Raw genomic sequence first — 24,980 nt, forward strand, 5'->3', positions numbered from 1 at the left:
TCCGTGCGGATACCCCTACCGCCGCGGTACCGGATCGAGCGCGCGGGCCGGCCGGACCCGCCCGACCTCCCGGCCGCCGCCCAGCAGAGCCTCGCCCTCGAACTCGGTGAGCAGCTCCGGGTCCACGCCGGCGCGGCCGAGTGCCGCCGCCGTGACCGGGACGCGGGCCCGGTTCGCGCCGTCGGCGATCTTCACCGCGACGGCCCGGCCGTCCGGGAGGGCGGCGACCTGGACGCCCTCGAAGCCGTCCTTGCTGAGCAGCCCGGGTACGGCCCGCATCAGCGCGGCCACGTCACGGCCCGAGCCGGAGGCCATCTCTGCGTGGTCGCGCATCGCGTCGGCGACCAGGGCCTCCGGGGTGTCCGGGGCGGCGGTCGTGATCCGGGCCGCGGCGCGGGCCAGGCCGTGCAGGGAGATGGAGAAGAGGGGTGCGCCGCAGCCGTCGACGGTCACCCGGGCGATGCGCTGGCCGGTCAGATCCTCGACGATCTCGGCGATCGTCTGCTGGAGGGGGTGGCCGGGATCGAGGTAACTGTCGAGGGGCCAGCCGTTGAGCTCGCAGGTGTAGAGCATGGCCGCGTGCTTGCCGGAGCAGTTCTGGGCGAGGCGGGAGGGCAGGCGGCCCTCGCGTATCCAGACGTCGCGGACGATCGGGTCGAACGGCAGGTCCGGGACGTTGCGCAGGTCGTCCTCGGCGAGGCCGGCCAGCTCCAGGATGCGGCGGGAGCCGGCCAGGTGGCGTTCCTCGCCGGAGTGGCTGGCGGCGGTCAGGGAGAGCAGCTCGCCGTCGAGGGGCAGACCGGCCCTGAGCATGGCCACCGCCTGGACGGGCTTCAGGGCGGAGCGCGGATAGAAGGCCGCCTCGATGTCGCCCATCTGCAGCTCCACCTGGCCGTCGGCGCCGAGGACGACGACGGAACCGTAGTGGATGCCCTCGACGACCCCGCCGCGCACGAGGTGCGCGACGGGCGCGTGAAGGGGTTCGCGGATCGCGGGAGCGTCCGCGAGTGAACTGCTGTACATGGCTGCCTGCACTGCTTCCTGCATTACTTCATCCTGCATCACCGCGTGGTTCACGCGTCGGCTCCGGCCGACCCGGTGGATCCGGGCGCTTCGGGGGATTCGGAGGCCGCGGTCGCTTCGGCGGCCTTGCGGGCCACCTGGCCGCGGACGCCGTACCAGCCCGCCACGAGCACCCCGGCGATCAGCGGGAGACACAGCACGGTGGTGCGGCCGGCGCCGCCGTCGGCGTACATCAGAACGAGGACGGAGACGAGGAAGGCCAGCGTCACGAGTTCGGTCCACGGGGAGCCGGGGAGGCGGTAGCTCGGGCGGGTCAGCTCGCCGTTCTCGGTCTTCCGCCAGAACACCAGGTGGCAGACCATGATCATGCCCCAGGTGGCGAGGATGCCGATCGCGGCGAAGTTCAGCACGATCTCGAACGCGTCGGCGGGGACGACGTAGTTGAGGCCCACACCGAGGACGCAGAAGCCGCTGGTGAGCAGGATGCCGCCGTAGGGGACCTGGCTGCGGCTCATGTTGCCGGTGAACTTCGGCGCGGAGCCGGCCATCGCCATCGAGCGCAGGATGCGACCGGTCGAGTACAGGCCCGAGTTGAGGGACGACATGGCCGCGGTGAGGACGACCAGGTTCATCACGCCGCCGGCCGCCGGGATACCGATGTTGGACAGGACGGTCACGAAGGGGCTCTCGCCCGACGTGTACTTGTTCCAGGGCAGCAGCATCGCGAGGAGGACGACGGAGCCGACGTAGAAGAGGCCGACCCGCCACATGATCGAGTTGATCGCCTTCGGCATGATCTTCTCGGGGTTCTCGGTCTCGCCCGCCGCGACACCGACGAGTTCGACGGAGGCGTAGGCGAAGACGACGCCCTGGATGATCAGCAGCATGGGCAGCAGGCCGTTGGGGAAGACGCCGCCGTTGTCGGTGATCAGGGACAGGCCGGGGGTGGTGCCGTCGACCTTGTGCTGGGTGACCAGCAGGAAGATGCCGATCAGCATGAAGACGACGAGGGCGCTGACCTTGATGATGGCGAACCAGAACTCCAGTTCGCCGAACATTCGCACGGAGATCAGGTTCACGGTGAGGACGACCGCCAGGGCGATCAGCGCGATCACCCACTGCGGGATGTCGGAGAACATGCCCCAGTAGTGGGTGTAGAGGGCGACCGCGGTGATGTCGGCGATGCCGGTGGTGGCCCAGTTCAGGAAGTACATCCAGCCCGCTGTGTACGCGCCCTTCTCGCCCAGGAACTCACGGGCGTACGACACGAACGCGCCGGACGAGGGCCGGTACAGGACGAGTTCGCCCAGGGCCCGGACGACGAGGAAGGCGAAGACGCCGCAGACCGCGTAGGCGATGAAGAGGGACGGGCCGGCGTCGGCCAGCCGGCCGCCGGCGCCGAGGAACAGGCCGGTGCCGATGGCTCCGCCGATGGCGATCATGTTGACGTGCCGTGACTTCAGCGACTTGCTGTAGCCCGCGTCGCCGGCGTCCACGTGTACGGCCTTCTTCTGCGCCGTACCGTTCGCCGGCCCGTCCTGGAGGGATTGCTCGCTCACGCCTCGGGTCCGCCTTCCGGGGATGGTCCTGTGGGGGTGTCCGTGTGCGCGGCGCGCACGATGTCGGTGAGGGTCGTCGAGACCCGGTCGAGGTGGTGGGACATGGCCGCCACCGCGTCGTCCTCGCTGCGGTCGATCAAGGCCTCGACGATCGCCCGGTGCTCACGGTTGGACTGCTCACGCCGGCCGCCCAGCTCGTTCAGGAACGCCGACTGACGGGCCAGCGCGTCCCGGATCTCCTCGATCACCCGGCGGAACACCGGGTTCTGGGCGGCCTGGGCCACGGCCAGATGGAAGAGGGTGTCCATGGCGACCCACGCGGTGGTGTCGGTCTCGTGCTCCATGCGCTCCAGCAGGTGCGCGAGGTGATCGAGGTCCTCCGGTGTCCGTCGCAGGGCCGCGTAGCCGGCGACCGGGATCTCGACGTGCCGGCGGACTTCGAGGAGGTCGCTCGCCGCGTAGTCGCCGAAGGTGGGGTCCTCGACGGTGCTGGACACCACGAAGGTGCCCTTGCCGGTCCGGGAGACGGTCAGGCCCATGGTCTGCAGGGCCCGCAGAGCCTCCCGCAGCACGGGCCGGCTCACCTCCAGGCGGCGGCACAGTTCGGCCTCGGAGGGGAGCTTGTCCCCCACGGCGTAATCTCCGCGCTCGATGGCGCTGCGCAGATGACCGAGGACCGCTTCCATCGCGCTGACGCGCCGCGGCACCGAGCCACCTGTCTGGCTGTCTGACAGGTTCACGGAGGTGATCCTGCGGGTGCGGGACGACCCTGTCAAGGGTGTGGGGGCGAAGCTGCCTGTCCGACGCCACGCGGGTGGCGCCGGACAGGCAGGGCGTCGCGCCTCACTCCGCACCTCACCGGCGAGCGCCGGCCCGCAGCCGCGGGCCCCGGCCGGACGCCTGGGCGGTCATGCCCGGCCCTGGCCCCGCACAGCGCCCGTCCGGTCCACCGACGAACAACCCCGACCGGCTACGGCCACCAGCCTGAGCTGCTGAAACGCCGGCGGGCGCTCAGTTCAGTACGCCCGCGCCCAGCAGCCCGAAGAGCGCCAGGCCCACGACGATCCGGTAGATCACGAAGGCGTTGAAGGAGTGCTTGGCGACGAACTTCAGCAGCCAGGCGATGGAGCCGTAGGCGACCACGAACGACACCACCGTGCCGACGGCCAGCGGTGCGACCCCCACTCCCGCGCCCAGGGCGTCCTTCAGCTCGTAGAGCCCGGCGCCGGTCAGCGCGGGGATGCCGAGGAAGAAGGAGAGGCGGGTGGCGGCGACCCGGTCGAGGTCGAGGATCAGCGCCGTCGACATGGTGGCGCCGGAGCGGGAGAAGCCGGGGAACAGCAGGGCCAGGATCTGTGAACTGCCCACCAGCATCGCGTCCTTGAACGACGTGTCGTCCTCACCGCGCTTGTGCCGGCCCATCTGGTCCGCGGCCCACATCACGCCGCTTCCGACGATCAGCGAGGCGGCGACCACCCACAGCGAGGCCAGCGGGCCCTCGATCAGCGGCTTGGCGGCGAGACCCACGACGACGATCGGGATGGTCGCGTAGATGACCCACCAGGCGAACTTGTAGTCGTGGTGGTAACGCTCCTCGCGGTTCCTGAGACCCCTCCCCCAGGCAGAGACGATCCGGACGATGTCCTTGAAGAAGTACACGAACACGGCGGCGATCGCGCCGACCTGGATGACGGCCGAGAACCCGACCACCGCGTTGTCGTCGACGGGGATGTTCATCAGCCCCTCGGTGATCTTCAGGTGGCCGGTGGAGGAGACCGGCAGGAACTCGGTCACCCCCTCGACGGCTCCCAGGATGACGGCCTGACCGACGGAGATGGCGCTCATGGAATCCAGTTCTGCTGGGAAGGGACGGGCAGCGGCGGGGACAGTCCTACTACATACCGACAAGTCCCGGACGCCCGCGTCTACAGCGAGCCACCCACCCACACGCCCGCGAAAGCGGCGCCCAGACCGGCCAGCACGCTCACCATGACGTTGGCCGCGGCGAGGAGACCGGCTCCGTCCTCGGCCAGCCGCAGCGTCTCGTAGGAGAAGGTCGAGTACGTGGTCAGCGCCCCGCACAGGCCCGTACCCAGGAGCAGTTGGAGGTGGGGGCCCGGGGCGGCGCCGGTGAGCAGGCCGAGGATCAGGCAGCCGGTGACGTTGACGGCGAGGGTGCCCCAGGGGAAGACCGTGTCGTGGCGGGACTGCACCACCCTGTCGGTGAGATAGCGGAGGGGCGCGCCGACCATTCCGCCCGCTATCACGAGCAGCCAGTTCACAACGAGTTCTTACCCTTCGCGTCCGCTTCGCCCGGTTTGCCGTCGGTCCGGCCGACATACCTGATGACCTCGCAGTCGTCGAGGATGACCAGTCCCTCGGTGACGAGTTCGTCGAGCTGCGGCAGGAAGGACCGTACGTTCTCCTCGGTGTCGACGATGACGATCGCGACCGGCAGGTCCTCGCTGAGGGAGAGCAGGCGCGAGGTGTGGATGAGGGAAGAGGCGCCGAAGCCCTCGATGCCGCGGAAGACGCTCGCGCCCGCGAGGCCGACCGCTCGGGCACGGTGGACGATCTCCGAGTAGAGCGGTTTGTGGTGCCAGGTGTCGTGCTCGCCGATGAGGACGGTCAGGCGCAGGGCACTGCCGGTCAGTCTGGTCATCGTCGCCTCCGCTTCAGGACCCGGCGGGTCGCGGTCGCCGCGAGCGTCACGGCGGTGAGGGCCGCGAGCAGGGTCGCGGCGAGGTAGGCGAGCCCCGTGCCGGGGTGGCCGTGGTCGACCAGCTTCTGGATGTCGACGGCGTACGTCGAGAAGGTGGTGAAGCCGCCGAGCACACCGGTGCCGAAGAAGGGGCGTACGAGGCGGTGGGCGGCCCAGATCTCCGTGATGACGACCATGAACACGCCGATCACGGCACAGCCGACGACGTTGATCCAGAAGGTGGTCCAGGGGAATCCGCCGGTCTGCGCGGGCCAGGCCAGCGAGGCCGCGTAACGGGCACTGGCGCCGATCGCGCCGCCGGTCGCGACCACCGCGACGACCGGCGCCTGACCGTGCAGAACGGAAGGGCGCGGTGGGGCGGCGACGGTCCCGGTCCGGAGGTCGGGGGTTGTCATGGTCGTACGTCTCCTACTCGCCGGCGCCCGACCGTGCGGGCGCGCTCGTGTGAGCAAGTAGGGACCGTTGGCGGCGACGCTGCCGCGGTTCGGGTACGGCGGGCCCCACCACCGCGCCGCGAGCGGTTGATCGCGGCCGTCCACCAGGGTATCGCCGGGGGTACGGGGGCTGCACCTGGGTCGGTCGGCGCTTCGGGTCACTTCCGGTGTGGCGAGTGGCCTGCGGGCCGGTTGGGAGCTTGTCGCGCCCCGCGGCGGAACCGCCGACCGACACAGCCCCGCACCCCGGATTCACCGATTCCGCGCGCTCGGCCCAGCCTCGTCGCCGACCACCCGGTACGGCTCGCGGCACGCGAACGCACCCGGGGACCGGCGGCGGACGGCCCCCGTCTACCAGCCCTTCTCGAACATCCGCGCCACCTCGGCGATGCGCACCTCGTCGGGGCGGTAGAACGTGCGCCAGCGGATCCTCTTCGTCCGGACCATGCCGATGCCCGCGAGCAGACCCAGATGGGTGTGGGCGACGGAGCGGCGGACGCCGAGTTTCGCGGCGACGGCAGCGGCCGTGACTCCGTCCTCGACGGGGTCGCCGTGGCGTTGGGGCGGAAAGTGCGCGGCCGGGTCCTTCAGCCACTCCAGGATCTCCAGGCGTTGCCCGCCTCCTGGTCTCCTCAGCATCGCGCCTCCTCGTCCCGGGCACCGCGTGCCGTGCCTCCCAATGTCCCGCAGTCGAGGGCACCGCGTCCGGGGCTTCGCACCTCTTGGCCGAGGTCGGACTTTTTCCGCCGCGTACGTGCGTTCGAGCAAGCCCTCGCAGCCCAACAAGCAGGGGCCCGGCCACCCCCCTCAGGCGGCCGAACCCCTGTCACTCGTGGCTCAGCGGTGGCTGAACCACGTCATCGCGGGGAGCGCCTTGTCGTCGTAGCCGAACAGGGCCTGGTTCTCCCAGCCATTGCCCGAGGACGAGTCAGTGGGGTCCCAGCCGTTGCCGGTGACCGCGGTCCACGTCGCCTCCCAGTAGAAGACGCCGAGGCCCCGGCCGTTCGGAACGGCCTCCACGATGTTCAGGATGTCCCGGAACCAGGCCGACTGCCCGGCCGTGGACGCCGCGTACCCGGAGACGAGCTCACCAGTCGTGTCGATGATGTTCTCGTGCGAGTCCTCGCTGTCGAGACGGAAGGGGTAGGCCGTCTCGGCGACGAACACCGGCTTGCCGTAGCGGGAGGCCGCGTCGTCCAGGGTGGTCTGGAAGTCCGACAGCGAACCGTGCCAGTAGCCGTAGTAGGAAAGGCCGATGGCGTCGAACTTCACGCCGTTGGAGACCGCGCTGTCGAACCACCAGCGGGTGCCCGCCAGGTCGCCGCCCTTGGCCAGGTGCAGCGCCACGGTCGTGCCGGAGTTGACCGCCTTGACCGCGTTGTAGCCGGAGTTGAGCAGCCCGGCGAGCTGCGACCAGTTGTCGGTCGAGCCCTCGGACCACAGCATGCCGCCGTTGATCTCGTTGCCGACCTGGACCATGTCGGCGGTGGTGCCCTGGGACTTGAGCGCGTTGAGGACGTCGTAGGTGTGGTTGTAGACGTCCGTCTTCAGCTGGCTGTACGAGTGTCCGGCCCACGCGGACGGCTTGCTCTGGGCGCCCGGGTCGGCCCAGGTGTCCGAGTAGTGGAAATCGACCAGCAGCTTCATGCCGTGCGCCTTGATGCGCTTGGCGAGGGCGAGAACGCGCGCCTTGTTGTTGTAGCCGTCGGCCGGGTTGACCCAGACCTTGACCCGCGCGTAGTTCATACCGGAGTTCTTGAGGACGGTGAGCGCGTCCGTTGTCGTGCCGGCGCTGTTCTTGTAGGTCCCGCCCAACGCCTCGCTCTTGGGGAGGGAGGAGATGTCGGCGCCCTTGACGGACAGCCCTCCCGTGCCGGAGGCGAAGGTCAGGTCGTCGACGTTGATCCAGTTGCCCGCGTTGGCATCGGAGTTGACGCTGATCGTGCACTGGTTGTTCGTCACCGCGATCGGCACGACGATCCGGATCCACCCGCTGGTGGAGACCGGAAGGTCGGTGCGCTGCTCGGCGCTGCCGCAGTTCTTCAGCGCTATGTAGGCCGACTTCTGGCCACCGCCGGAGCGCACCCACGCGGTGAGCTTGTAGTTGCCATTGGTCAGCCCGGACAGGTACTGGTAGGTCTCCACCTTGTAGGCGGAGGCGGAGTAGTGGGACAGGCGGTAACTGCCGCCGTGGCCACCGGACTCCACGTACGAGGCGCCCGTGTCGCCGTACTCCGACCAGCCGTTCGGGACGGCGGCACCCGAACCGTCGGCCTCGAAGCCGCCGTTGGTGAGGGTGCCGGCCGCCACCGCGGACTGCGCGGGCAGGGCGGTGAGGGCGAGACCCGCGGCGAGCGGGAGCAGCAGGGCCCTGAGTGTGCGCCTGTGTGTGCGTCTGGGATGGAACATCGTCGTCCGTCGTCCCTTCGACGTGATGGGGTTGGGGGTGTCCCTCCCGGGGGGAAGGAGGGGCCCCTCCGCCCGCGGCTCTCGTGGCACGCACGGGCGGAGGGGAACTTGCGGCTCAGCCGTCGAGTCGTACGACCCGGACGGCTCCGGCGGGCAGCGCGAGGCGGCCCGCGGCTCGTTCGCCCGTCAGCAGTTCGGTGCCGGGTGCCTCCAGGGGCACCTTGGCGTCCGACGCGGTGTGGTTGACGGCGAACAGGTAGGTGCCCGACTCGCCGGTGCGGCGGACGAGTTCGACGTCGTGCGGGAGGTCGGCGCGGGGCGCGATGTCGGCGTCCTCGGTGGCCCAGCCGAGCAGGGCGTCCAGGCCGTGCGCGTCGAGGCGGGTCGACACGTACCAGGCGGTGCCCTCGCCGAGGCGGTGGCGGGTGACGGCCGGGTGGTCGGCGGTGAGTCCGTCGGCGTACGTCCACACGGTCTCGGCGCCGCGCGGTACGACGAACTCGGTCCACACGTCGCCGGTCAGCTCGGAGCCGTCGGGTCCGGTGATGCGTACCGCGTCACCCTGGAGCAGCGGTGAGAACTCCTCGACGGTCAGGCCGAGTACGTCGCGCAGGGCGCCCGGGTAGGGGCCCTCGTGGACGGCGTCGTGCTCGTCGACGATGCCGGAGAAGTAGGAGACGACGAGGGTGCCGCCGTTCTCGACGTACTCCCTGAGGTTGTTCCCGGCGGCCTCCGTCATCAGGTACAGGGCGGGTACGACGACAAGGGGATAGGCCGACAGGTCGGCTTCCGGGTGGGCGAAGTCGACGGTGAGGTGGCGGTCGTACAGGGCCTCGTAGAAGGCGTCGGCGCGCTCGCGCGGGTCGTGGTCCTCGCTGGGGCGCCACTGGAGGTTCTGCGCCCACCAGGAGTGCCAGTCCCACAGGACGGCGACGTCCGCGACCGTGCGGGTGGTGCGGATCGAGGCCAACGAGTCGAGGGAGGCGCCGAGTTCGACGACCTCGCGCCAGACGCGGGTCTCCGTGCCGCCGTGCGGGAGCATCGCCGAGTGGAACTTCTCGGCGCCGCGCCGGGACTGGCGCCACTGGAAGAACATCGCGCCCTCGGAGCCCCGGGCCACATGGGCGAGGGAGTTGCGGGCCATCTGGCCGGGTGCCTTCGCGGGGTTGCGGGCCTGCCAGTTGACGCCCGAGGTGGAGTGCTCAAGCAGGATCCAGGGGGCGCCGCCGCCGACGGAGCGGGTGAGGTCGGCGGCCATCGCCAGGTTGACGTGGGTGCGGCGGCCGTCGGTGATCAGGTAGTGGTCGTTGGTGACGATGTCGACCTCGCGGCCCCAGGCCCAGTAGTCGACGGAGTCGCACTGGCTGAGGGCGGTCATGAAGTTGGTGGTGACCGGGATGCCGGGCGCGAGACGGTGCAGGATGTCCCGCTCCATCACGAAGTTCTCGCGCATGGTGGCGTCGGCGAACCGCTTGTAGTCCAGCGCCTGTCCCGGGTTGCCGACCGTGGGCGCCGCGCGCGGCGGGTTGATCTGCTCGAAGGTGGCGTAGCGCTGGCCCCAGAAGGCCGTCCCCCAGGCCTCGTTGACCCCGTCGACGGTCTCGTACGCGGCCTCCAGCCAGCGGCGGAAGTGGGCGGCGCAGGAGTCGCAGTAGCAGGCCGAGACGGGGACCCCGTACTCGTTGTGCACGTGCCACATGGCGAGCGCGGGGTGGGCGCCGTAGCGCTCGGCGAGCCGCGTGGTGATGTTCGCGGCGGCGGCGCGGTAGTCGGCGTCGCTGTGGCAGATCGCGGCACGGGAGCCGAACTCGTAGCGCACGCCCTCGGGTGTCACCGGCAGCGCGTCCGGGTGTTCGCGGTAGAACCAGGCCGGCGGGGCGACGGTGGGCGTGCCGAGGTCGGCGCGGATGCCGTTCTCGTGCAGGAGGTCCAGGAGCCGGTCGAGCCAGCCGAAGTCGTACACCCCGGGAGCGGTCTCCAGCAGGGCCCACGAGAAGATTCCGACGCTGACCATGGTGACACCGGCTTCGCGCATCAGCCGGACGTCTTCCCGCCAGACGCTTTCCGGCCACTGCTCGGGGTTGTAGTCCCCGCCGAAGGCAAGCCTGGTGAGGCCTGTGGGGGTGGTCTCCGGCATGGAATGTCTCCCGATCGGTCAGTCACTTTGGAACAGGTCTTGGGAACGTGCACACACAGCGGTTCGCGGCGCGTGGCCTAGATAACCGCATGGCAACAACCATTGACAAGTGTCCAGTGTGTTTCTCTACTGTGAACGCTCACAGAAGCATGACGGGTCTTCGCATCGGGCGAGGACCCCAAGGTCAGGGGAGAAGTTCCATGCCGAACACGAAGCAGTGGCGCCTCGTGGCAACCGCGGTCGCCGTCACGCTCGGCGCCACCACACTCGCCGCCTGCGGGTCCGGCGACGACAGCGACGCCCAGTCGGGCCCGGTGTCGCTGACGTACTGGACCTGGACGCCCGGCATGGACAAGGTCGTCGACCTGTGGAACAAGGGACCGGGCAAGGAGCAGCAGATCACTGTCACGGTGAAGAAGCAGGCGTCCGGCGACACCCTGGTCACCAAGATCCTCACCGCGCACAAGGCCAAGAAGGCGCCGGACCTGGTGCAGGCCGAGTACCAGGCGCTGCCGACGCTGGTCAGCAATGACGCCCTCGCGGACATCTCCGGCGACGTCGGCGACGCGAAGAAGGACTTCGCCGACGGTGTCTGGCAGCAGACGACGCTCGGCACGGACGCGGTGTACGCGGTGCCGCAGGACATCGGGCCGATGATGTTCTACTACCGCGAGGACCTCTTCAAGCAGTACGGCCTGAAGGTCCCGACCACGTGGGCCGAGTTCGCCCAGACCGCCAAGGACCTGAAGAAGAAGGCCCCGGACAAGGACCTCACCACCTTCTCCGCCAACGACTCCGGTCTCTTCGCGGGCCTCGCCCAGCAGGCCGGCGCCAAGTGGTGGACGACCTCCGGCGAGAAGTGGAAGGTCGGTATCGACGACGCGGCGACCCAGAAGGTCGCCAAGTTCTGGGGCGACCTCGTCAAGGACGACGCCATCGACAACCAGCCGATGTACACCCCGGCCTGGAACAAGGCGCTCGACACCGGTAAGCAGATCGCGTGGGTCAGCGCGGTGTGGGCGCCGGGCACGCTGACCACGGCCGCACCGGACACCAAGGGCAAGTGGGCCATGGCCCCGCTCCCCCAGTGGTCCGTGAGCGAGGACGTGACGGGCAGCTGGGGCGGCTCCTCGACCGCCGTCACCACCGACTCGAACCACAAGCCGGCCGCCGCGAAGTTCGCCGCCTGGCTGAACACCGACCGTGACGCGCTGGCCGCGCTCGCCAAGGAGGGCGGGATCTACCCGGCCGCCTCGGACGCCCAGCTCAGCGGCGCGTTCCTCAAGTCGCCCGACTTCTTCTCCAACCAGGCCGACTTCTACACCAAGGCCGCCGAGATCGCGAAGACCACGGCCCCGTCCGCGTGGGGCCCGAACGTGAACGTGGCGTACACCTCGTTCAAGGACGCGTTCGCCTCCGCCGCGAAGAACAGGTCCGACTTCGGTGCCGCCCTGAAGACGATGCAGGACGACACGGTCGCCGACCTGAAGAAGCAGGGCTTCGGAGTCGCGGAGTGACCAGCGCACGCCGGAGGTCGTACGGGGTCAAGTCAGCCCCGTACGCCTTTCTCCTCCCCGCAGTGATCCTGTTCGCTCTCTTCTTCGCGCTGCCCATCGGCTACGCGCTCTGGCTGAGCCTGCACAAGGTGAAGGTGTCCGGCCTGGGCCTCGGTGCCGGGGCGCGGAAGGAGGTCTGGGCGGGCATCGGGAACTACACCGACGCCCTCACCGACAGCGAGCTGCTCAACGGCGCGCTGCGCGTGGTCGGCTACGGCGCGATCGTGGTCCCGGTGATGCTGGGTCTCGCCCTCGTCTTCGCGCTGATGCTCGACGCGGACAAGGTACGGCTCACCCCCTTCACCCGGCTCGCGATCTTCCTGCCGTACGCCATTCCGGGTGTCGTCGCCGCGCTGCTCTGGGGCTTCCTGTACCTGCCGGACGTCAGCCCGTTCTATTTCATCCTGGACAAGCTGGGGATGCCGCAGCCGGACCTGCTGGACGGCGGTCCGCTCTACCTAGCCCTCTCCAACATCGCGGTGTGGGGCGGCACCGGCTTCAACATGATCGTCATCTACACCTCGCTGCGGTCCATCCCGGCCGAGGTGTACGAAGCGGCGAAGCTGGACGGCGCCACCCCGCTGCAGATCGCCCTCAGGATCAAGATCCCGATGGTGGCGCCCTCGCTGGTGCTGACCTTCTTCTTCTCGATCATCGCGACACTCCAGGTGTTCAGCGAGCCGACCACCCTCAAGCCCCTCACCAACTCCGTGTCCACGACGTGGAGTCCGCTGATGAAGGTGTACCAGGACGCCTTCGGCAAGGGTGACATCTACTCGGCGGCGGCCGAGGCGACGATCATCGCGATCGTCACACTCGTCCTCTCGTTCGGCTTCCTGCGGGCCGCGAACTCCCGTAACAAGCAGGAGGCAGCACGATGAGTTCTCTTGCCGTGGGCAAGACGGAAGCGGCGACGGGCACCAGGCCCGGCACCGCGCAACGCCCACCCCTGCGCAGCCGCATAGCCCTGGTCCCGACGATCACCCTGCTCCTGGGTGCCCTGTACTGCCTGCTCCCGGTCGCGTGGGTGGTGATCGCGGCGACGAAGTCGGGCAGTGAACTGTTCTCCACGTTCACCTTCCTGCCCGGCAGCGGCTTCACGGACAACGTGAAGGAGCTGAGCGCCTACCGCGACGGCGTCTACTGGAAGTGGATGGGCAACTCCGCCCTCTACGCCGGCCTCGGCGCCCTCCTTTCGACAGCCGTCTCCGCGATCAGCGGCTACGCGCTGGCGGTCTACCGCTTCCGCGGCCGGGAGACGGTGTTCAGCGTCCTGATGGCTGGCGTGCTGATGCCGCCCGTGATCCTCGCGATCCCCCAGTACCTGCTGCTGGCGAAGGCCGACATCACCGACTCCTACGCGTCCGTGCTGCTGCCGCTGATCCTCTCCCCGTACGGCATCTACCTCGCCCGGATCTACGCCGCGGCGGCGGTACCGGCCGATGTGGTCGAGGCCGGGCGGATGGACGGCGCGGGCGAGTGGCGCATCTTCACCAGGGTCGCGCTCCCGATGATGATCCCTGGACTGGTGACGGTGTTCCTGTTCCAGTTCGTCGCGGTGTGGAACAACTTCCTGCTCCCGTACATCATGCTCAGCGACGACGAGAAGTTCCCGATCACGCTCGGTCTGTTCACGCTGCTCGAACAGGGGTCGGCCACCCCGGCCCTCTACACGCTGGTGGTCACGGGCGCGTTCCTGGCGGTCGTCCCGCTGATCGCGCTGTTCCTGGTCATCCAGCGGTTCTGGAGCCTCGACCTGCTTTCCGGAGCCGTAAAGTCATGACCATGAGCAATACCGGGGGCCGGCGCAAACCGCCGACGATCCACGACGTGGCCCGCGAGGCGGGAGTGTCCCGAGGCACCGTCTCGCGCGTGCTCAACGGCGGGCACTACGTCAGCCCGACCGCCCATGAGGCGGTGAACGCCGCGATCCGCAAGACGGGCTACGTGGTGAACCGCCACGCCCGTTCGCTCATCACCGGCCGTTCCGACTCGATCGGCTTTCTGCTGACGGAACCTCAGGAGCGGTTCTTCGAGGACCCCAACTTCAATGTCCTGCTGCGGGGTTGCACCCAGGCACTGGCCGCGCACGACATCCCGCTGCTGCTGATGCTGGCGGGCACGGAGGACGAACGGCGCCGCCTCACGCGGTACATCACCGCCGGCCACGTGGACGGCGTGCTGCTGGTCTCCAGCCACTCCGGCGACCCGGTCGCGCAGGAGCTGTGCGAGGCGGGCGTACCGCTGGTCGCGTGCGGCAAGCCGATCGGCCTCGGCTCCAAGGTGAGCTACGTGGCGGCGGACGACCGCGACGGCGCCCGGGACATGGTCCGCCATCTCCTGTCGCTGGGCCGCCGCCGCATCGGCGTCGTCACGGGCCCGCTCGACACCCCGGGCGGCGTGGAACGCCTCGCCGGCTATCGCGAGGTACTGGCCGAGGAAGGCATCGAGTACGACGAGCGGCTCGTCGTCTCCGGCGACTACAGCCGGGCCAGCGGCGAGGCCGGCGCGGAACTGCTGCTGGCCCGCTCTCCGGACCTCGACGCCGTCTTCGTCGCGTCCGACCTGATGGCACAGGGCGTGCTCACGGCACTGGAACGGGCGGGTCGCAGCGTTCCCGGGGACGTGTCGGTGGGCGGCTTCGACGACTCCTCGGCCGCCCTGTCCGCCCGGCCCCAGCTGACGACCATCCGGCAGCCCTACGACCGGATCAGCGCCGAGATGGTCCGGGTGCTGCTCGCGCAGATCGGCGGCGAGGATCCGGCGGCGGTGATCCTGCCCACCGAGCTGATCAAGCGGGGCTCCGCCTGAGTTCCGCGTCGGCGATCGCACCACCTCGACCACGCCATTTTTTATGCATACGCATTAACATGGGGTGCATGGCAGCGAACAACGCCGGTGCGGGTCTGGCGGACCAGTGGCGGGACATCCTGGCGGCGCACGCGCGCACGATGTGCGAGATCGACCGCGTACTGCATCCGCACGGCCTGGGCGCCAGCGACTTCGAGGTGCTCGACGTCCTCGTCGCCGAGGCGGCCGCCGCGAGAGAAGCCGCCGGCCCGGGCGAGCAGTGCCGGGTGCAGGACATCGCCGGCCGGGTCCACCTCAGTCAGAGCGCGCTGTCCCGGCTCATCGGACGGCTGGAGAAGGACGGCCTGGTGGAGCGCAGCATGTGCGTGGAGGACCGGCGCGGGGTGCGGGTCGCTCTGACGGCTCGGGGGCGTGAGCTGCACAGCGAGGTGCTGCCGCTCCAACGGGCGGCACTGGCACGGACGTTGGGCGAGTAGGCGCTCCGCTGCGGGGCCGGTCTTCGTGCGCGGGTCCGCCGCGGCCGGTCGCGCGGTTCCCCGCGCCCCTCGGGGCTACAGGGCCGGTTCGCCGCCCGCGGGTCCGCCGCGGCCGGTCGCGCGGTTCCCCGCACCCCTCGCGGCTACAGGGCCGGTTCGCCGCCCGCGGGTCCGCCGCGGCTGGTCGCGCGGTTCCCCGCGCCCCTGACGGGGCCCCGGGGATCCGGGGCACCCGTCTCGCGGGACGCGTTCAGTACTCGAACGGCCTGGCCAGGAGGGTGCGTACGCCCTCCGAGGTGACCGTCATCCCGTGCGGGGAGGCCGCGTCGATGGTGAGGGAGAGATCGCCGGTGGGCCACTGGTCGGCGAGCGCGCCCAGCGGGATCAGACGGTAGCGGGAGACGGCCGGCAGCAGCTCGGCCAGTTCGGGCTCCGAGGTGAACACGGGCACGGCCTCCCGCCCGTCCGGCTCCTCCAGGACGGGCAGCGCCACGGTCGAGGGGTTGCCGGCGTCCACGTCACTGACGTCGTCCGGTACGGGCACCAGCACGTCACTCATGGCGAGGACGTCCAGCGCGGCGGGGTCCTGGGTGTTGTCGGCCAGGGCGTCGAGCGCCCGTCGGGCCGGTGTGGCGGTGTCCTGGTTGGCGGGTGTCTCCATGGTGGGTCCCCTGGTAGCGACGGTCGTACGGACCGCCCGGGACACGGCCGGCCCCGGGCACAGTGGGGGTCGCCTACCCGAGTGGGTCACGAGCATGCGTGCCCCGGACAGGAGAGGCCGGGGGCGCGCCGTGTCCGGATGCGGAGCCGATCCCGGACCAGGTGGGTCCCCGGAACCGCTGTGTCACTACTTCAGGTGCGGGTCCGGCGGCGCCGATCTTCCCGGGCCCGCCCAGGACGGGCACCCGCAGACTGCTGCGTAGCTGCATGACAGGCGTGTGAAGAGGTCTCACGGTGATCGTCGCCGATGGTGAAAACGGACCAGTAGTGGTGACCGGCACCCACGCGCGCGCCGGAAGCCCGTGCCTAGCGTGGGCCCATGCCGATGCAACCCTGGTTCTCCGATGCCAAGCTGGGCATCTTCATCCACTACGGCATCTACGCCGTGGACGGCTGGGCCGAGTCATGGTCCTTCTACACGGGTGAGGTCACGCACGAGGAGTACATGAAACAGCTCGACCGTTTCACCGCCTCGCGCTACGACCCGCAGGCCTGGGCCGAGTTGTTCGCCCGCGCCGGCGCCCAGTACGCGGTCCTCACCACCAAGCACCACGACGGCGTGGCCCTGTGGGACACCGACCACCGCAGTCTGGACGTCGTCCGGGACACCCCCGCCGGCCGCGACCTGGTCACCGGCTTCGTCGACGCCCTGCGCGAGCGGAACCTCAAGGTCGGCCTCTACTACTCCCACTCCGACTGGAACCACCCCGACTACGCGAGTGAGCGCCACCCCGGCCCGCACATCGTCGAGCCCAACGACTACTCCGAGGCCCGCCCCGGCGAGGCGGACCCGGAGGCCTGGGCGCGCTATCTCGCCTACCGCGACGGCCAGGTGGGCGAGCTGGTGGAGCGCTTCCGCCCCGACATCCTCTGGTTCGACGGCGAGTGGGAGCGCACCGAGGAACAGTGGCGGATGCGGGAGCTGTCCGAGCAGATCCTCGCGGGCAACCCGGACACCATCCTCAACGCCCGCATGCTCAGTTACGGGGACTACGCCACCCCCGAGCAGGGCGTTCCGCTGATCGCCCCGGACGGCCCGTGGGAGCTGTGCCTGACGATCAACGGCTCGTGGAGCTACCGGGCCAAGGACCGCGACTTCAAGTCGGTGCGCCAGCTGGTGCGTTACTTCACAGAGACGATCGGCATGGGCGGCAACCTGCTGCTCGGGGCCGGTCCCATGGAGGACGGCACGATTCCCGCCGAGCAGGTCGAGCGCCTGGAGGGGCTCGGCGCCTGGGTGACGAAGCACGCCGAGGCGGTGTACGGCACGGTCGCGGGCCTGCCCGCCGGGCACCACTACGGCCCGAGCACACTCTCCGCCGACCGACGCACCCTGTACCTGGTCTGCTTCGACGCGCCCCGCGAGGCCGTGTCGATCCGGGGCCTGCGCAACGCGGTCCGGCGCGTCTCGGTCGTCGGCACGGGTATCGAGCTGGGCCACCATGTCACCGGGGGCCTGGACAAGGTGCCCGGCGTGACCTGGATCGACGCACCGGGGGCGGCCGACCTGGACGAGTACGCGACCGTCCTGGCCGTGGAACTCGACGGTGAGCTGGACCTCTACCGGGGCGCTGGCCGCGACTGACCGGCGTAGGCCTCGCGGCCGAGCTGCCGCCGAACCGTGATGCGGGGCGGCCCGCCGGAATGTCCGGCGGGCCGGTGCTCACCGCGCTGCCACGGCCCGAGTCATTCGGAACCGGCGAAGCCGGCGGTGTCGAACCAGGTGGGCGCCTCGGTGTCGGACATCGCCTGCTTGATCCGGAACAGCGCGAACTCGTTCAGTTCCGGCAGCGCGTCCACCGTGAACCAGGCGACTTCCAGGGACTCGTCGTCATTGACCCGCGCCTCCCCGCCGACTGCCCGGCAGCGGAAGGTGATGTCCATGTACTGGCAGACATCACCGTTCTCGTACGTCACCGGGTCCAGGGCCTGGACCAGCACGACCCGTTCGGGCACGCACCGGACCGCTGTCTCCTCGTAGACCTCACGCACCGCGCAGGCCGCCGGCTGCTCACCCGGGTCCGGGATGCCGCCGATCACCGACCACTTGCGGGTGTCGGTGCGCCGGCCCAGAAGCACTCGTCCCTCGTCGTCGAAGACGAGGGCGGTGACACCGGGGAGCCAGAGCAACTGGTGACCGGCCGAGGCACGGAGAGCGCTGATGAAGTCAGGAGTAGCCATGCCCCGACCCTAACCGGGCGGCCCCGTCACTCCTGTGGATCACGGGGGCGTGCGTCCGGCGTACGACTACACGCCACCGGCGCGCCGCCCGCGCACACCTGCGCCGATCGCCCAGCCGAGACCGCCGACGGCGACCAGGACGAGGAGCATCTCGGGCAGGATGCCGAGCTTGGTGGCAGGCGTCTGAGAGGAGCGCAGCGGCACCTTCTGGACGAGGGAGTCGGCCACGAACATGCCGGTCTTCTGGGTGATCTTCCCGTCCGGCATGATGATCGCGCTCACGCCGCTGGTCACCGGGACCGTGACGGTCCGGCTGTGCTCGACGGCGCGGATACGGGACATCGCGAGCTGCTGGTAGGTCATCTCGCTGCGGTCGAAGGTGGCGTTGTTGCTCGGCACGGAGATCATCTGGGCGCCGTGGGTGACGGTGTCGCGCACCGCCCAGTCGAAGGCGGCCTCGTAGCAGGTGGCCAGGCCGACCCTGGCGCCGTCCATGGTGAACACACCCGGCTTGGTGCCCCGGCTGAAGTCCTGGTGGACCATGGTGGTCCAGTTCTTGTTGATGTGCGCCAGCACCGAGCGCAGCGGGAGGTACTCGCCGAAGGGCTGGACCTGCCGCTTGTCGTAGGTGTCGGTCGGGCCCTTCGCCGGGTCCCACAGGATCTGCTCGTTGTAGAGCTTGCCGTCCCGTCCGACGACACCCCCGACCGAGATGGGTGCCCCGATCGTTTTGGCCGCGTTCTCGATGACCGCGGCGGCGTCGGGGTTGGCGAACGGGTCGACGTCGGAGGAGTTCTCCGGCCACAGCACGAAGTCGGGCCGCGCCACCTTGCCGGCCTTGACCTCAGCGGCCAGCCGCAGGGTCTCCCGCGCGTGGTAGTCGAGCACGGCACGCCGCTGGGCGTTGAAGTCGAGGCCCGCGCGAGGCACGTTGCCCTGGATGAGGGCGACGGTCGCGGTGCCGTCCTCGGCCTTGTCGCTCACCAGCGTCCGCGCGGCCAGGGCGCCCACCACGGGGACGGCCACACTCAGCGCGGCGACGACCGCGGCGGCACGCGGCACGGAAGCCACGGCACCGGTACGGCGCCGTTCGATCACCTGGCGCACGACCTCGTACAGTCCGAACCCGCACAGGACGACCCCGAAGCCGAGTACGGGTGTGCCGCCGAGCGCGGCGAGCGGCAGGAAGACGCCGTCCGCCTGGCCGAAGGCGATCTTGCCCCAGGGGAAGCCGCGGAACGGCACCCGCGCGCGGGCCGCCTCGCCCGCGATCCACACGGCCGCCGCCCACAGCGGCCACCCGGGCAGCTTCGACACGGCCGCGATGCCCGCGCCGACCAGCGCGACGAAGACGGCCTCGACGGCGACCAGCGCCAGCCAGGGCCCGGAGCCGACCTCCACACCGGTCCACACCAGCAGGGGAAGCAGGAAACCCAGGCCGAACAGATAGCCGAGACCGAGCCCCGCCTTCCAGGACCGGCCGCGCAGCACCCAGGCGAAGAGCCCGAACGCGGGCAGCGCGAGCCACCACAGGGTGCGGGGCGGGAAGCTGACGTACAGCAGCACTCCGGCGAGCGCGGCGGTGGCGGCCGGCCAGAGGCGCAGCAGCCGGGCGCGGCGCGAAGCGGGCGCGAGCTGCGGTTCGAGCTGGTCCGGCTCGTCTACGGAAGGAGCGGTGGCGGTCACTCCGGGAGTGTACGGCGCCTGCCGGGGCCGCCGACAGCATGGTCCGGCCCGTAGCGGTGGGCCGGCTCCGGCCCGCCTGCCGCATCGTTTCTGCGCAACTCGTCCCCAAATGACGCACCAGCCGTTACGGTGTGCCGGAGCCTCTGACGTGCGCGCCTGTGAGGGCCCGTGCGGTCGGGGCCCGTCACGGTCGGGGGGCGACGGGTTGGGGTCCACAGGCATGACGTCGGCGGCGGACGCGTCGTCGGACAGTGAGAGACGCAACGTCTCCGACGCGGCGGGCGTCGTCGTACTGGGCGCGTGTGCGACCTGGTCGCTGATCACGGCGGCCACGCACGACGGCCGCCCCGAGGGCGTGCTCCTGGCGGTGCTCGCGGTGGCCGCCGGTTACGCGGCGGGACGGATCTGCGGGGCACTGCTGCCGGTCGCCGCCCCTTGTACGGCGGCGCTGGCCGGGTTCGGGCTTGCGCTGGCCGCGCCGCACACTCTGCCGGGGCCGCAGACCGCCGCTCCGCCCGGGCACCTCGGGGCGGTGGCCGCGCTGCTGGTCCTGGCCACCGGCGCGGTCTGCTGCGCCGCCTGGGCGGCGCGCCCGCCGCTGCTGCGACGGGTGCTGCGCGCCGTGGCCGCCGGGATCACGGTGGCGTCGGCGGCGCTCGGCCCGGTCGCCGGATTCGTCCTCTGTGCCGCCGTCCTGCTCTGCTCGCTCGCCGCCGACCACATGCCGCGCCGGGGCGTGGGCCTCGCGGGGCTGGCACTGACGGCGGCCCTGGTGGCCGGGTCGGTGTGGGCCGCCGCCGAGGACGTACTGCCGGGCGGGCTGTCCGACTCGCTGGAGGGACAACTGGGCGAGGATCGGCTCCAGCTGTGGCGAGACGCCGTGACGCTGGCACACCGGGACCCGGCGCTGGGCGTGGGGCCGGGCAGGTTCGCGGAGCTCGGCGAGACGGCTTCCCGGTCGCTGCCGGCCGAGGCCCGGCCGCACTCCGCGCCCCTCCAGCAGGCGGCCGAGCAGGGTGTGGTCGGTGTGGCCCTGCTGGCGGCGGTCTTCTGCTGGGTGCTGTACACCCTGTGGCGCACCCCGCGCCCGACCTCCGTCGCGCTGACCGCGGGCGCGGCCCTGACGGCTCTGGCCGCCCTCGCGACGGTCGGCAACGTACTGAGCTTCACCACGGTGACCGTGGGCGCGGGCCTCCTGGCGGGCCTGGCGACGGCCCGGCCACTCGTCTACGAGACCTCCGACTCGGCGCCGACACGCGCGCGGGAGCAGCGGGAACACCGGTGACCCGCGACGGGAGCGAGCCGACGGTCAGCGCACGGTTCCCGCCGCGCCCCGCAGCCGGTCCCTGATGACGCGTACGGCCGCCTCCGCGTTGTCCACCGTGATCGTGAACGTATGCCCGTCCCCGAGGCGCAGCACCACGCCCTCGCCCCGGCGCACGACGACCGCCGTGCCCTGCTGGGGCCGCCAGCGGTAGCCCCAGCCGCCCCACTGGCGCGGGGTGACCCTGGCCACGAACTCGGCGCCGACGATCTGTGACAGCGGGATACGGCGGCGCGGCAGGCCGATGTGACCGCAGCGCACTTCGAGGGAGTCGTTGTCGACCTTCACCGCGACGTGTACGAACGCGAGGGTGCCGAAGAGGACGAGCAGCCCGGCCGCGATACAGCCCACGACGGACATGGCGAGCGGTGCGACACCGGACGTCCACGCCGAGTCGACGGCCAGTTCGATACCGAGTGCCATGAAGGCGCAACCGCCGAGTGCCAGCAGCCACTGCGCGCGGTTGGTCGCCCGGCCGGTCCAGATCTCGGTCGGCATCTCGGTCGGCACGGGCTCTTCGCGGGGGAGGTCCCTCATGCTTCAGAGACTACTCAGATTCCGCTCTGCGGGCACCGGCTTGCGGAGGGTGACTGCTCCGCCTGGCCGCCGCACGCAAGCCGGTCAGCGGACGGGGGTGGCCGCCTGCAGGAGCCGGCCTTCCTCGTAGGACAGCGCGGCCGCGGGCAGCGGGCCCTCGGTGCCGTTCAGCAGTGCGGTGAGGGTGCCGTCCGCCGTCGCCTCCGGGGCGGGGTGCGCGCCGAGCCTGCGGAGCGTCTGGGCGGCCACCGCGCCGGCCGAGCCGTGCAGGACGAGCGGGGGGAGGCCGGGCTGCTGGACGGCCTCCCTGATGCGCTCGGCGACGAGTTCGTAATGGGTGCAGCCCAGGACGACGGTCGTTACCTCGTCGGGGGTGAGGGCGGCAGCGGCGGAGATGGCGGCGTCGATCGCCGACTCGTCCGCGTGTTCGACGGCTTCGGCCAGTCCCCAACAGGGCACCTCGGTGACCGCCACGCCCTCGGCGAAGTCCCGGATGAGGCCACGCTGATAGGGGCTGCCGGTGGTGGCGGGGGTGGCCCAGATCGCGAAGGGACCGCCTCCGGCGGCGGCGGGCTTGATCGCCGGGACCGTACCGATGACCGGCAGCTCCGGTTCGAAGCGGGCGCGCAGGGCGGTCAGGGCGTGCACGGTCGCGGTGTTGCAGCCGACGATCAGGGCGTCGGGCCGCTGGGCGGCGGCGGCCTCGGCGACGGCCAGGGCACGCTCGGTGAGGTCCTGCGTGGTGCGTGGGCCCCAGGGCATGCCCGCGGGGTCCAGGGAGAGCACGAGATCCGCGTCGGGGCGCAGCCGCCGTACCGCCGCGGCTGCCGGCAGAAGTCCGATTCCGGAGTCCATCAGCGCGATCTTCACCCGGTCACTATAAACGGCGTGCCCTTAGGGGCCTTCGGGGTGGGGCAGACTGCGGCGGGTGAGCGCCGTTGTGTGGATCGCCGTCGGATCACTCGCCGCCTGGCTGTGGTTGCTGCTGTGCCAGGGCTTCTTCTGGCGTACGGACGTCAGACTGCCGTCGTACGACCGGGAGCCGGAGTCCTGGCCCGCCGTCTGTGTCGTCGTCCCGGCACGCGACGAGGCCGCCGTACTGCCCGCGAGTCTGCCGTCGCTGCTCGCCCAGGACTATCCGGGGCGGGCCGAGGTCTTCCTCGTCGACGACGGCAGTTCCGACGGCACCGGGGAGCTGGCCCGGGAACTGTCGCGCAGCCATGGCGGGCTGCCGCTGACCGTGGACTCGCCCGGTGAGCCGCCCGCGGGCTGGACGGGCAAGCTGTGGGCCGTACGCCACGGGATCGGCCTGGCACGCGCGCGTGGACCCGAGTTCCTGCTGCTGACCGACGCGGACATCGCCCACACGCCGGACAGCCTGCGCGAACTGGTGGCGGCGGCGCGGGGCGGCGGCTTCGACGTCGTGTCGCTGATGGCCAGGCTGCGGGTGGAGAGCGCCTGGGAGCGGCTCGTCGTACCGGCCTTCGTGTACTTCTTCGCGCAGCTCTATCCCTTCCGCCGGATCGGCCGGAAGGGATCCCGGACGGCGGCAGCCGCGGGCGGGTGCGTGCTGCTGCGCACGGAGACGGCCGAGCGGGCCCGGATCCCGGACGCCATCCACCACGCCGTCATCGACGACGTGGCGCTCGCCCGGGCCGTCAAGTGCGGCGGGGGCCACATCTGGCTGGGGCTCGCCGAGCGGGTGGACAGTGTGCGGCCCTACCCGCGCCTGCACGACCTGTGGCGGATGGTCTCGCGCAGCGCGTACACGCAGTTGCGCCACAGCCCGCCGCTTCTGCTCGGCACGGTGCTCGGCCTCGCGCTGGTGTATCTGGTGCCGCCGTTCGCCCTGCTCGCCGGGCTCGGCACCGGGACGACACCCGCGGCGGTGTGCGGCGGCCTCGCGTGGCTGGTGATGGCGGGGACGTACGCCCCGATGCTGCGCTACTACGGGCAGCCGCTGTGGCTCGCTCCCCTGCTGCCGTTCACCGCGTTCCTGTATCTCCTCATGACGGTCGACTCGGCGGTCCAGCACTACCGGGGACGCGGCGCCGCGTGGAAGGGCCGGACGTATGCCCGACCGGAAACCGCTGCCGAGGAGAGCTGAACCGCGTGCGTCACTTGCGGCCGGGGGTCCAGTTCATGCCCCAGCCGTAGACGTGGTCCACGGTCCGCTGCGGGCTCACGCCACGCTCGGGCACGAGATAGCGGGCCTGGCGCTGGACGATCAGATCGCCGCCGTTGTTGGTGATCAGGGCGAGCGCGCACACCGTGGAGGGCACCGTGCACTCGTCGAGCGAGAAGTCGACCGCCGCTCCGTTCGCCGGGGTGAGGGTGACCGTGGCGTGCAGGTCGGCGAAGGAACGTGCGCCCGCGTAGATGGTCACGAAGATGAGGATGCGCCGGAAGTCCTGCTTGTGGTCCAGGTTGACGGTGAGGTTCTCGCCGCTCGACACGGCCCCGGTGCGGTCGTCGCCGTCGAGGTGGATGTACGGCGGCTGGTGCAGCGCCCCGAAGGCGTTGCCGAGGGACTGCACGACGCCCTTCCTGCCGTCGGAGAGTTCGAAGAGGGCACACAGGTCGAGGTCGAGATCGGAGTGCTGGGCGACCGCGCGGCCGAGCTTGCTGCCCCACCCCGAGAACTGCTTGTGGACCTGCCAGTTGAGGTTGACGCGCAGGGCGCCCGAGGTGCCGCCCTGCTTGGTGAGCGAGACCGACGGGGCCTCCTTGGTGAGCGTCACCTTGGTCAGGCGTACCGGCGCGGCGGGCGGCGCGGGCGGGGGCATGGTCACGGGCCGCGCGGGCGGCGGAGGCATGGTGACCGGAGGCGCGACGGGCCGAGCCACGGGCGCGGGGGCCTGCGGGGCGGACGCGGGTGAGGGCTCGTCCACGGTGATGCCGAAGTCCGTGGCCAGGCCTGCCAGTCCGCTGCTGTAGCCCTGTCCGACCGCGCGGAACTTCCAGGCGCCCTGCCGACGGTAGAACTCGCCGAGCACGAACGCGGTTTCGACACTGGCGCCCGCGTTGTCGAAGCGGGCCACCACCGTGCCCTGTGCCGCGTCGCGGACCTCGATGTACAGGCCGGGGATCTGCCCGAACGTCCCTCCGTCGGCGGAGGCGGCGAGGACGACGGTCTCGACGGCCGGCTCCACGCCCGCGAGGTCGACGAGAAGGGTGTCCGTCACCCGACCGCCGTCGTCCCGCTTGCCCTCGTGCCGGACCGCGCCGGAGGAGTGCACGGGCTGGTTGTAGAAGACGAAGTCGCCGTCGGAACGAACCTTTCCGGCCATCAGCAGCAGCGCGGAGGCGTCCGCGTCGGGCACGCCCGCACCGGACCGCCAGCCCAGTTCGACCCGGAGCGCCGCCGTGGGCACCGGTGCGTTGGATCCCTTGGACATCGACATG

At 70.8% G+C, this 24,980-nt stretch carries 24 protein-coding genes; 8 read left to right on the forward strand and 16 right to left on the reverse strand.

Annotation, left to right across the window (positions count from 1 at the left end; all coding sequences use genetic code 11):
• Positions 1-15: 15 nt before the first annotated feature.
• The 10 genes from QA861_RS26610 to QA861_RS26655 all read right to left on the reverse strand — a co-directional run bounded on the left by QA861_RS26610 (position 16) and on the right by QA861_RS26655 (position 10,284).
• The gene (locus QA861_RS26610) at positions 16-1,023 is read right to left on the reverse strand and encodes an asparaginase (RefSeq protein ID WP_334594850.1); all 1,008 of its coding nucleotides are present in this window, start codon (positions 1,021-1,023) and stop codon (positions 16-18) included.
• Positions 1,024-1,073: 50 nt separating this feature from the next.
• Positions 1,074-2,582 (reverse strand): amino acid permease, encoded by a 1,509-nt coding sequence (locus tag QA861_RS26615; protein ID WP_334591103.1) that lies wholly within the window; start codon positions 2,580-2,582, stop codon positions 1,074-1,076.
• Entirely contained in the window at positions 2,579-3,268 is a 690-nt protein-coding gene (locus QA861_RS26620; protein ID WP_334594851.1) for a FadR/GntR family transcriptional regulator, read from the reverse strand. The genes QA861_RS26615 and QA861_RS26620 overlap by 4 nt, the downstream gene beginning before the upstream one ends.
• A gap of 325 nt (positions 3,269-3,593) precedes the next feature.
• Positions 3,594-4,427, reverse strand: coding sequence for an undecaprenyl-diphosphate phosphatase (locus tag QA861_RS26625; protein WP_334591104.1), 834 nt, complete (start codon positions 4,425-4,427; stop codon positions 3,594-3,596).
• Positions 4,428-4,507: 80 nt separating this feature from the next.
• Positions 4,508-4,864 carry a fluoride efflux transporter CrcB gene (gene crcB, locus QA861_RS26630; RefSeq protein ID WP_334591105.1) on the reverse strand — a complete coding sequence of 119 codons (357 nt, stop codon included), beginning with the start codon at positions 4,862-4,864 and terminating at the stop codon, positions 4,508-4,510.
• Complete coding sequence (locus tag QA861_RS26635; RefSeq protein WP_334591106.1) at positions 4,861-5,244, reverse strand: DUF190 domain-containing protein; 384 nt, start codon at positions 5,242-5,244, stop codon at positions 4,861-4,863. The genes crcB (QA861_RS26630) and QA861_RS26635 overlap by 4 nt, the downstream gene beginning before the upstream one ends.
• Positions 5,241-5,699, reverse strand: a complete 459-nt coding sequence (gene crcB, locus QA861_RS26640) for a fluoride efflux transporter CrcB (RefSeq protein WP_334591107.1) — start codon at positions 5,697-5,699, stop codon at positions 5,241-5,243. The genes QA861_RS26635 and crcB (QA861_RS26640) overlap by 4 nt, the downstream gene beginning before the upstream one ends.
• A gap of 390 nt (positions 5,700-6,089) precedes the next feature.
• Positions 6,090-6,377 (reverse strand): ArsR family transcriptional regulator, encoded by a 288-nt coding sequence (locus QA861_RS26645; protein WP_334591108.1) that lies wholly within the window; start codon positions 6,375-6,377, stop codon positions 6,090-6,092.
• A gap of 198 nt (positions 6,378-6,575) precedes the next feature.
• The gene (locus QA861_RS26650) at positions 6,576-8,147 is read right to left on the reverse strand and encodes a glycosyl hydrolase 53 family protein (protein ID WP_334591109.1); all 1,572 of its coding nucleotides are present in this window, start codon (positions 8,145-8,147) and stop codon (positions 6,576-6,578) included.
• A 115-nt stretch (positions 8,148-8,262) separates the two neighbouring features.
• Positions 8,263-10,284: a beta-galactosidase gene (locus tag QA861_RS26655; protein ID WP_334591110.1), complete on the reverse strand. Its 2,022-nt coding sequence runs from the start codon at positions 10,282-10,284 to the stop codon at positions 8,263-8,265.
• A 200-nt stretch (positions 10,285-10,484) separates the two neighbouring features.
• On the opposite strand from QA861_RS26655, the gene QA861_RS26660 reads away from it, so the two are divergent.
• From QA861_RS26660 to QA861_RS26680, 5 genes are all read left to right on the forward strand, one after another.
• Positions 10,485-11,801 carry an ABC transporter substrate-binding protein gene (locus QA861_RS26660; protein WP_334591111.1) on the forward strand — a complete coding sequence of 439 codons (1,317 nt, stop codon included), beginning with the start codon at positions 10,485-10,487 and terminating at the stop codon, positions 11,799-11,801.
• Complete coding sequence (locus QA861_RS26665; protein WP_334591113.1) at positions 11,798-12,721, forward strand: carbohydrate ABC transporter permease; 924 nt, start codon at positions 11,798-11,800, stop codon at positions 12,719-12,721. Before QA861_RS26660 ends, QA861_RS26665 begins: the two co-directional genes overlap by 4 nt.
• A complete protein-coding gene (locus QA861_RS26670; protein WP_334591114.1) occupies positions 12,718-13,623 on the forward strand; it encodes a carbohydrate ABC transporter permease in 906 nt (301 codons plus the stop codon). The genes QA861_RS26665 and QA861_RS26670 overlap by 4 nt, the downstream gene beginning before the upstream one ends.
• Positions 13,620-14,651, forward strand: a complete 1,032-nt coding sequence (locus tag QA861_RS26675; protein ID WP_334591115.1) for a LacI family DNA-binding transcriptional regulator — start codon at positions 13,620-13,622, stop codon at positions 14,649-14,651. The genes QA861_RS26670 and QA861_RS26675 overlap by 4 nt, the downstream gene beginning before the upstream one ends.
• A 68-nt stretch (positions 14,652-14,719) precedes the next feature.
• Positions 14,720-15,127, forward strand: coding sequence for a MarR family winged helix-turn-helix transcriptional regulator (locus tag QA861_RS26680; RefSeq protein WP_334591116.1), 408 nt, complete (start codon positions 14,720-14,722; stop codon positions 15,125-15,127).
• Positions 15,128-15,377: 250 nt separating this feature from the next.
• On the opposite strand, the gene QA861_RS26685 is transcribed toward QA861_RS26680, so the two are convergent.
• Positions 15,378-15,788 carry an SseB family protein gene (locus tag QA861_RS26685; protein WP_334591117.1) on the reverse strand — a complete coding sequence of 137 codons (411 nt, stop codon included), beginning with the start codon at positions 15,786-15,788 and terminating at the stop codon, positions 15,378-15,380.
• Between the two features lie 378 nt (positions 15,789-16,166).
• On the opposite strand from QA861_RS26685, the gene QA861_RS26690 reads away from it, so the two are divergent.
• Positions 16,167-17,432 carry an alpha-L-fucosidase gene (locus QA861_RS26690; RefSeq protein WP_334591118.1) on the forward strand — a complete coding sequence of 422 codons (1,266 nt, stop codon included), beginning with the start codon at positions 16,167-16,169 and terminating at the stop codon, positions 17,430-17,432.
• A gap of 101 nt (positions 17,433-17,533) precedes the next feature.
• On the opposite strand, the gene QA861_RS26695 is transcribed toward QA861_RS26690, so the two are convergent.
• On the reverse strand, positions 17,534-18,028 hold the full coding sequence (locus tag QA861_RS26695) for an NUDIX hydrolase (RefSeq protein WP_334591119.1): 495 nt from the start codon (positions 18,026-18,028) through the stop codon (positions 17,534-17,536).
• Positions 18,029-18,094: 66 nt separating this feature from the next.
• Positions 18,095-19,714: an apolipoprotein N-acyltransferase gene (gene lnt, locus QA861_RS26700; RefSeq protein WP_334591120.1), complete on the reverse strand. Its 1,620-nt coding sequence runs from the start codon at positions 19,712-19,714 to the stop codon at positions 18,095-18,097.
• 220 nt (positions 19,715-19,934) lie between these two features.
• Between lnt and QA861_RS26705 the strand changes: the two genes are divergently transcribed.
• Positions 19,935-20,999, forward strand: a complete 1,065-nt coding sequence (locus tag QA861_RS26705) for an O-antigen ligase family protein (protein WP_334591121.1) — start codon at positions 19,935-19,937, stop codon at positions 20,997-20,999.
• A 24-nt stretch (positions 21,000-21,023) separates the two neighbouring features.
• On the opposite strand, the gene QA861_RS26710 is transcribed toward QA861_RS26705, so the two are convergent.
• Together QA861_RS26710 and QA861_RS26715 are read right to left on the reverse strand one after the other, a co-directional pair.
• On the reverse strand, positions 21,024-21,575 hold the full coding sequence (locus QA861_RS26710; protein WP_334591122.1) for a hypothetical protein: 552 nt from the start codon (positions 21,573-21,575) through the stop codon (positions 21,024-21,026).
• Between the two features lie 84 nt (positions 21,576-21,659).
• Positions 21,660-22,445, reverse strand: a complete 786-nt coding sequence (locus QA861_RS26715; protein ID WP_334591123.1) for a glutamate racemase — start codon at positions 22,443-22,445, stop codon at positions 21,660-21,662.
• Between the two features lie 70 nt (positions 22,446-22,515).
• Here QA861_RS26715 and QA861_RS26720 point away from each other — a divergent pair, with 70 nt between their 5' ends.
• Complete coding sequence (locus QA861_RS26720) at positions 22,516-23,682, forward strand: glycosyltransferase (RefSeq protein WP_443041667.1); 1,167 nt, start codon at positions 22,516-22,518, stop codon at positions 23,680-23,682.
• Between the two features lie 10 nt (positions 23,683-23,692).
• Here QA861_RS26720 and QA861_RS26725 read toward each other — a convergent pair whose 3' ends face one another.
• Entirely contained in the window at positions 23,693-24,973 is a 1,281-nt protein-coding gene (locus QA861_RS26725) for a TerD family protein (RefSeq protein WP_334594852.1), read from the reverse strand.
• Positions 24,974-24,980 lie beyond the last annotated feature (7 nt).

Source organism: Streptomyces sp. B21-083, from assembly GCF_036898825.1.
Lineage (GTDB): Bacteria > Actinomycetota > Actinomycetes > Streptomycetales > Streptomycetaceae > Streptomyces.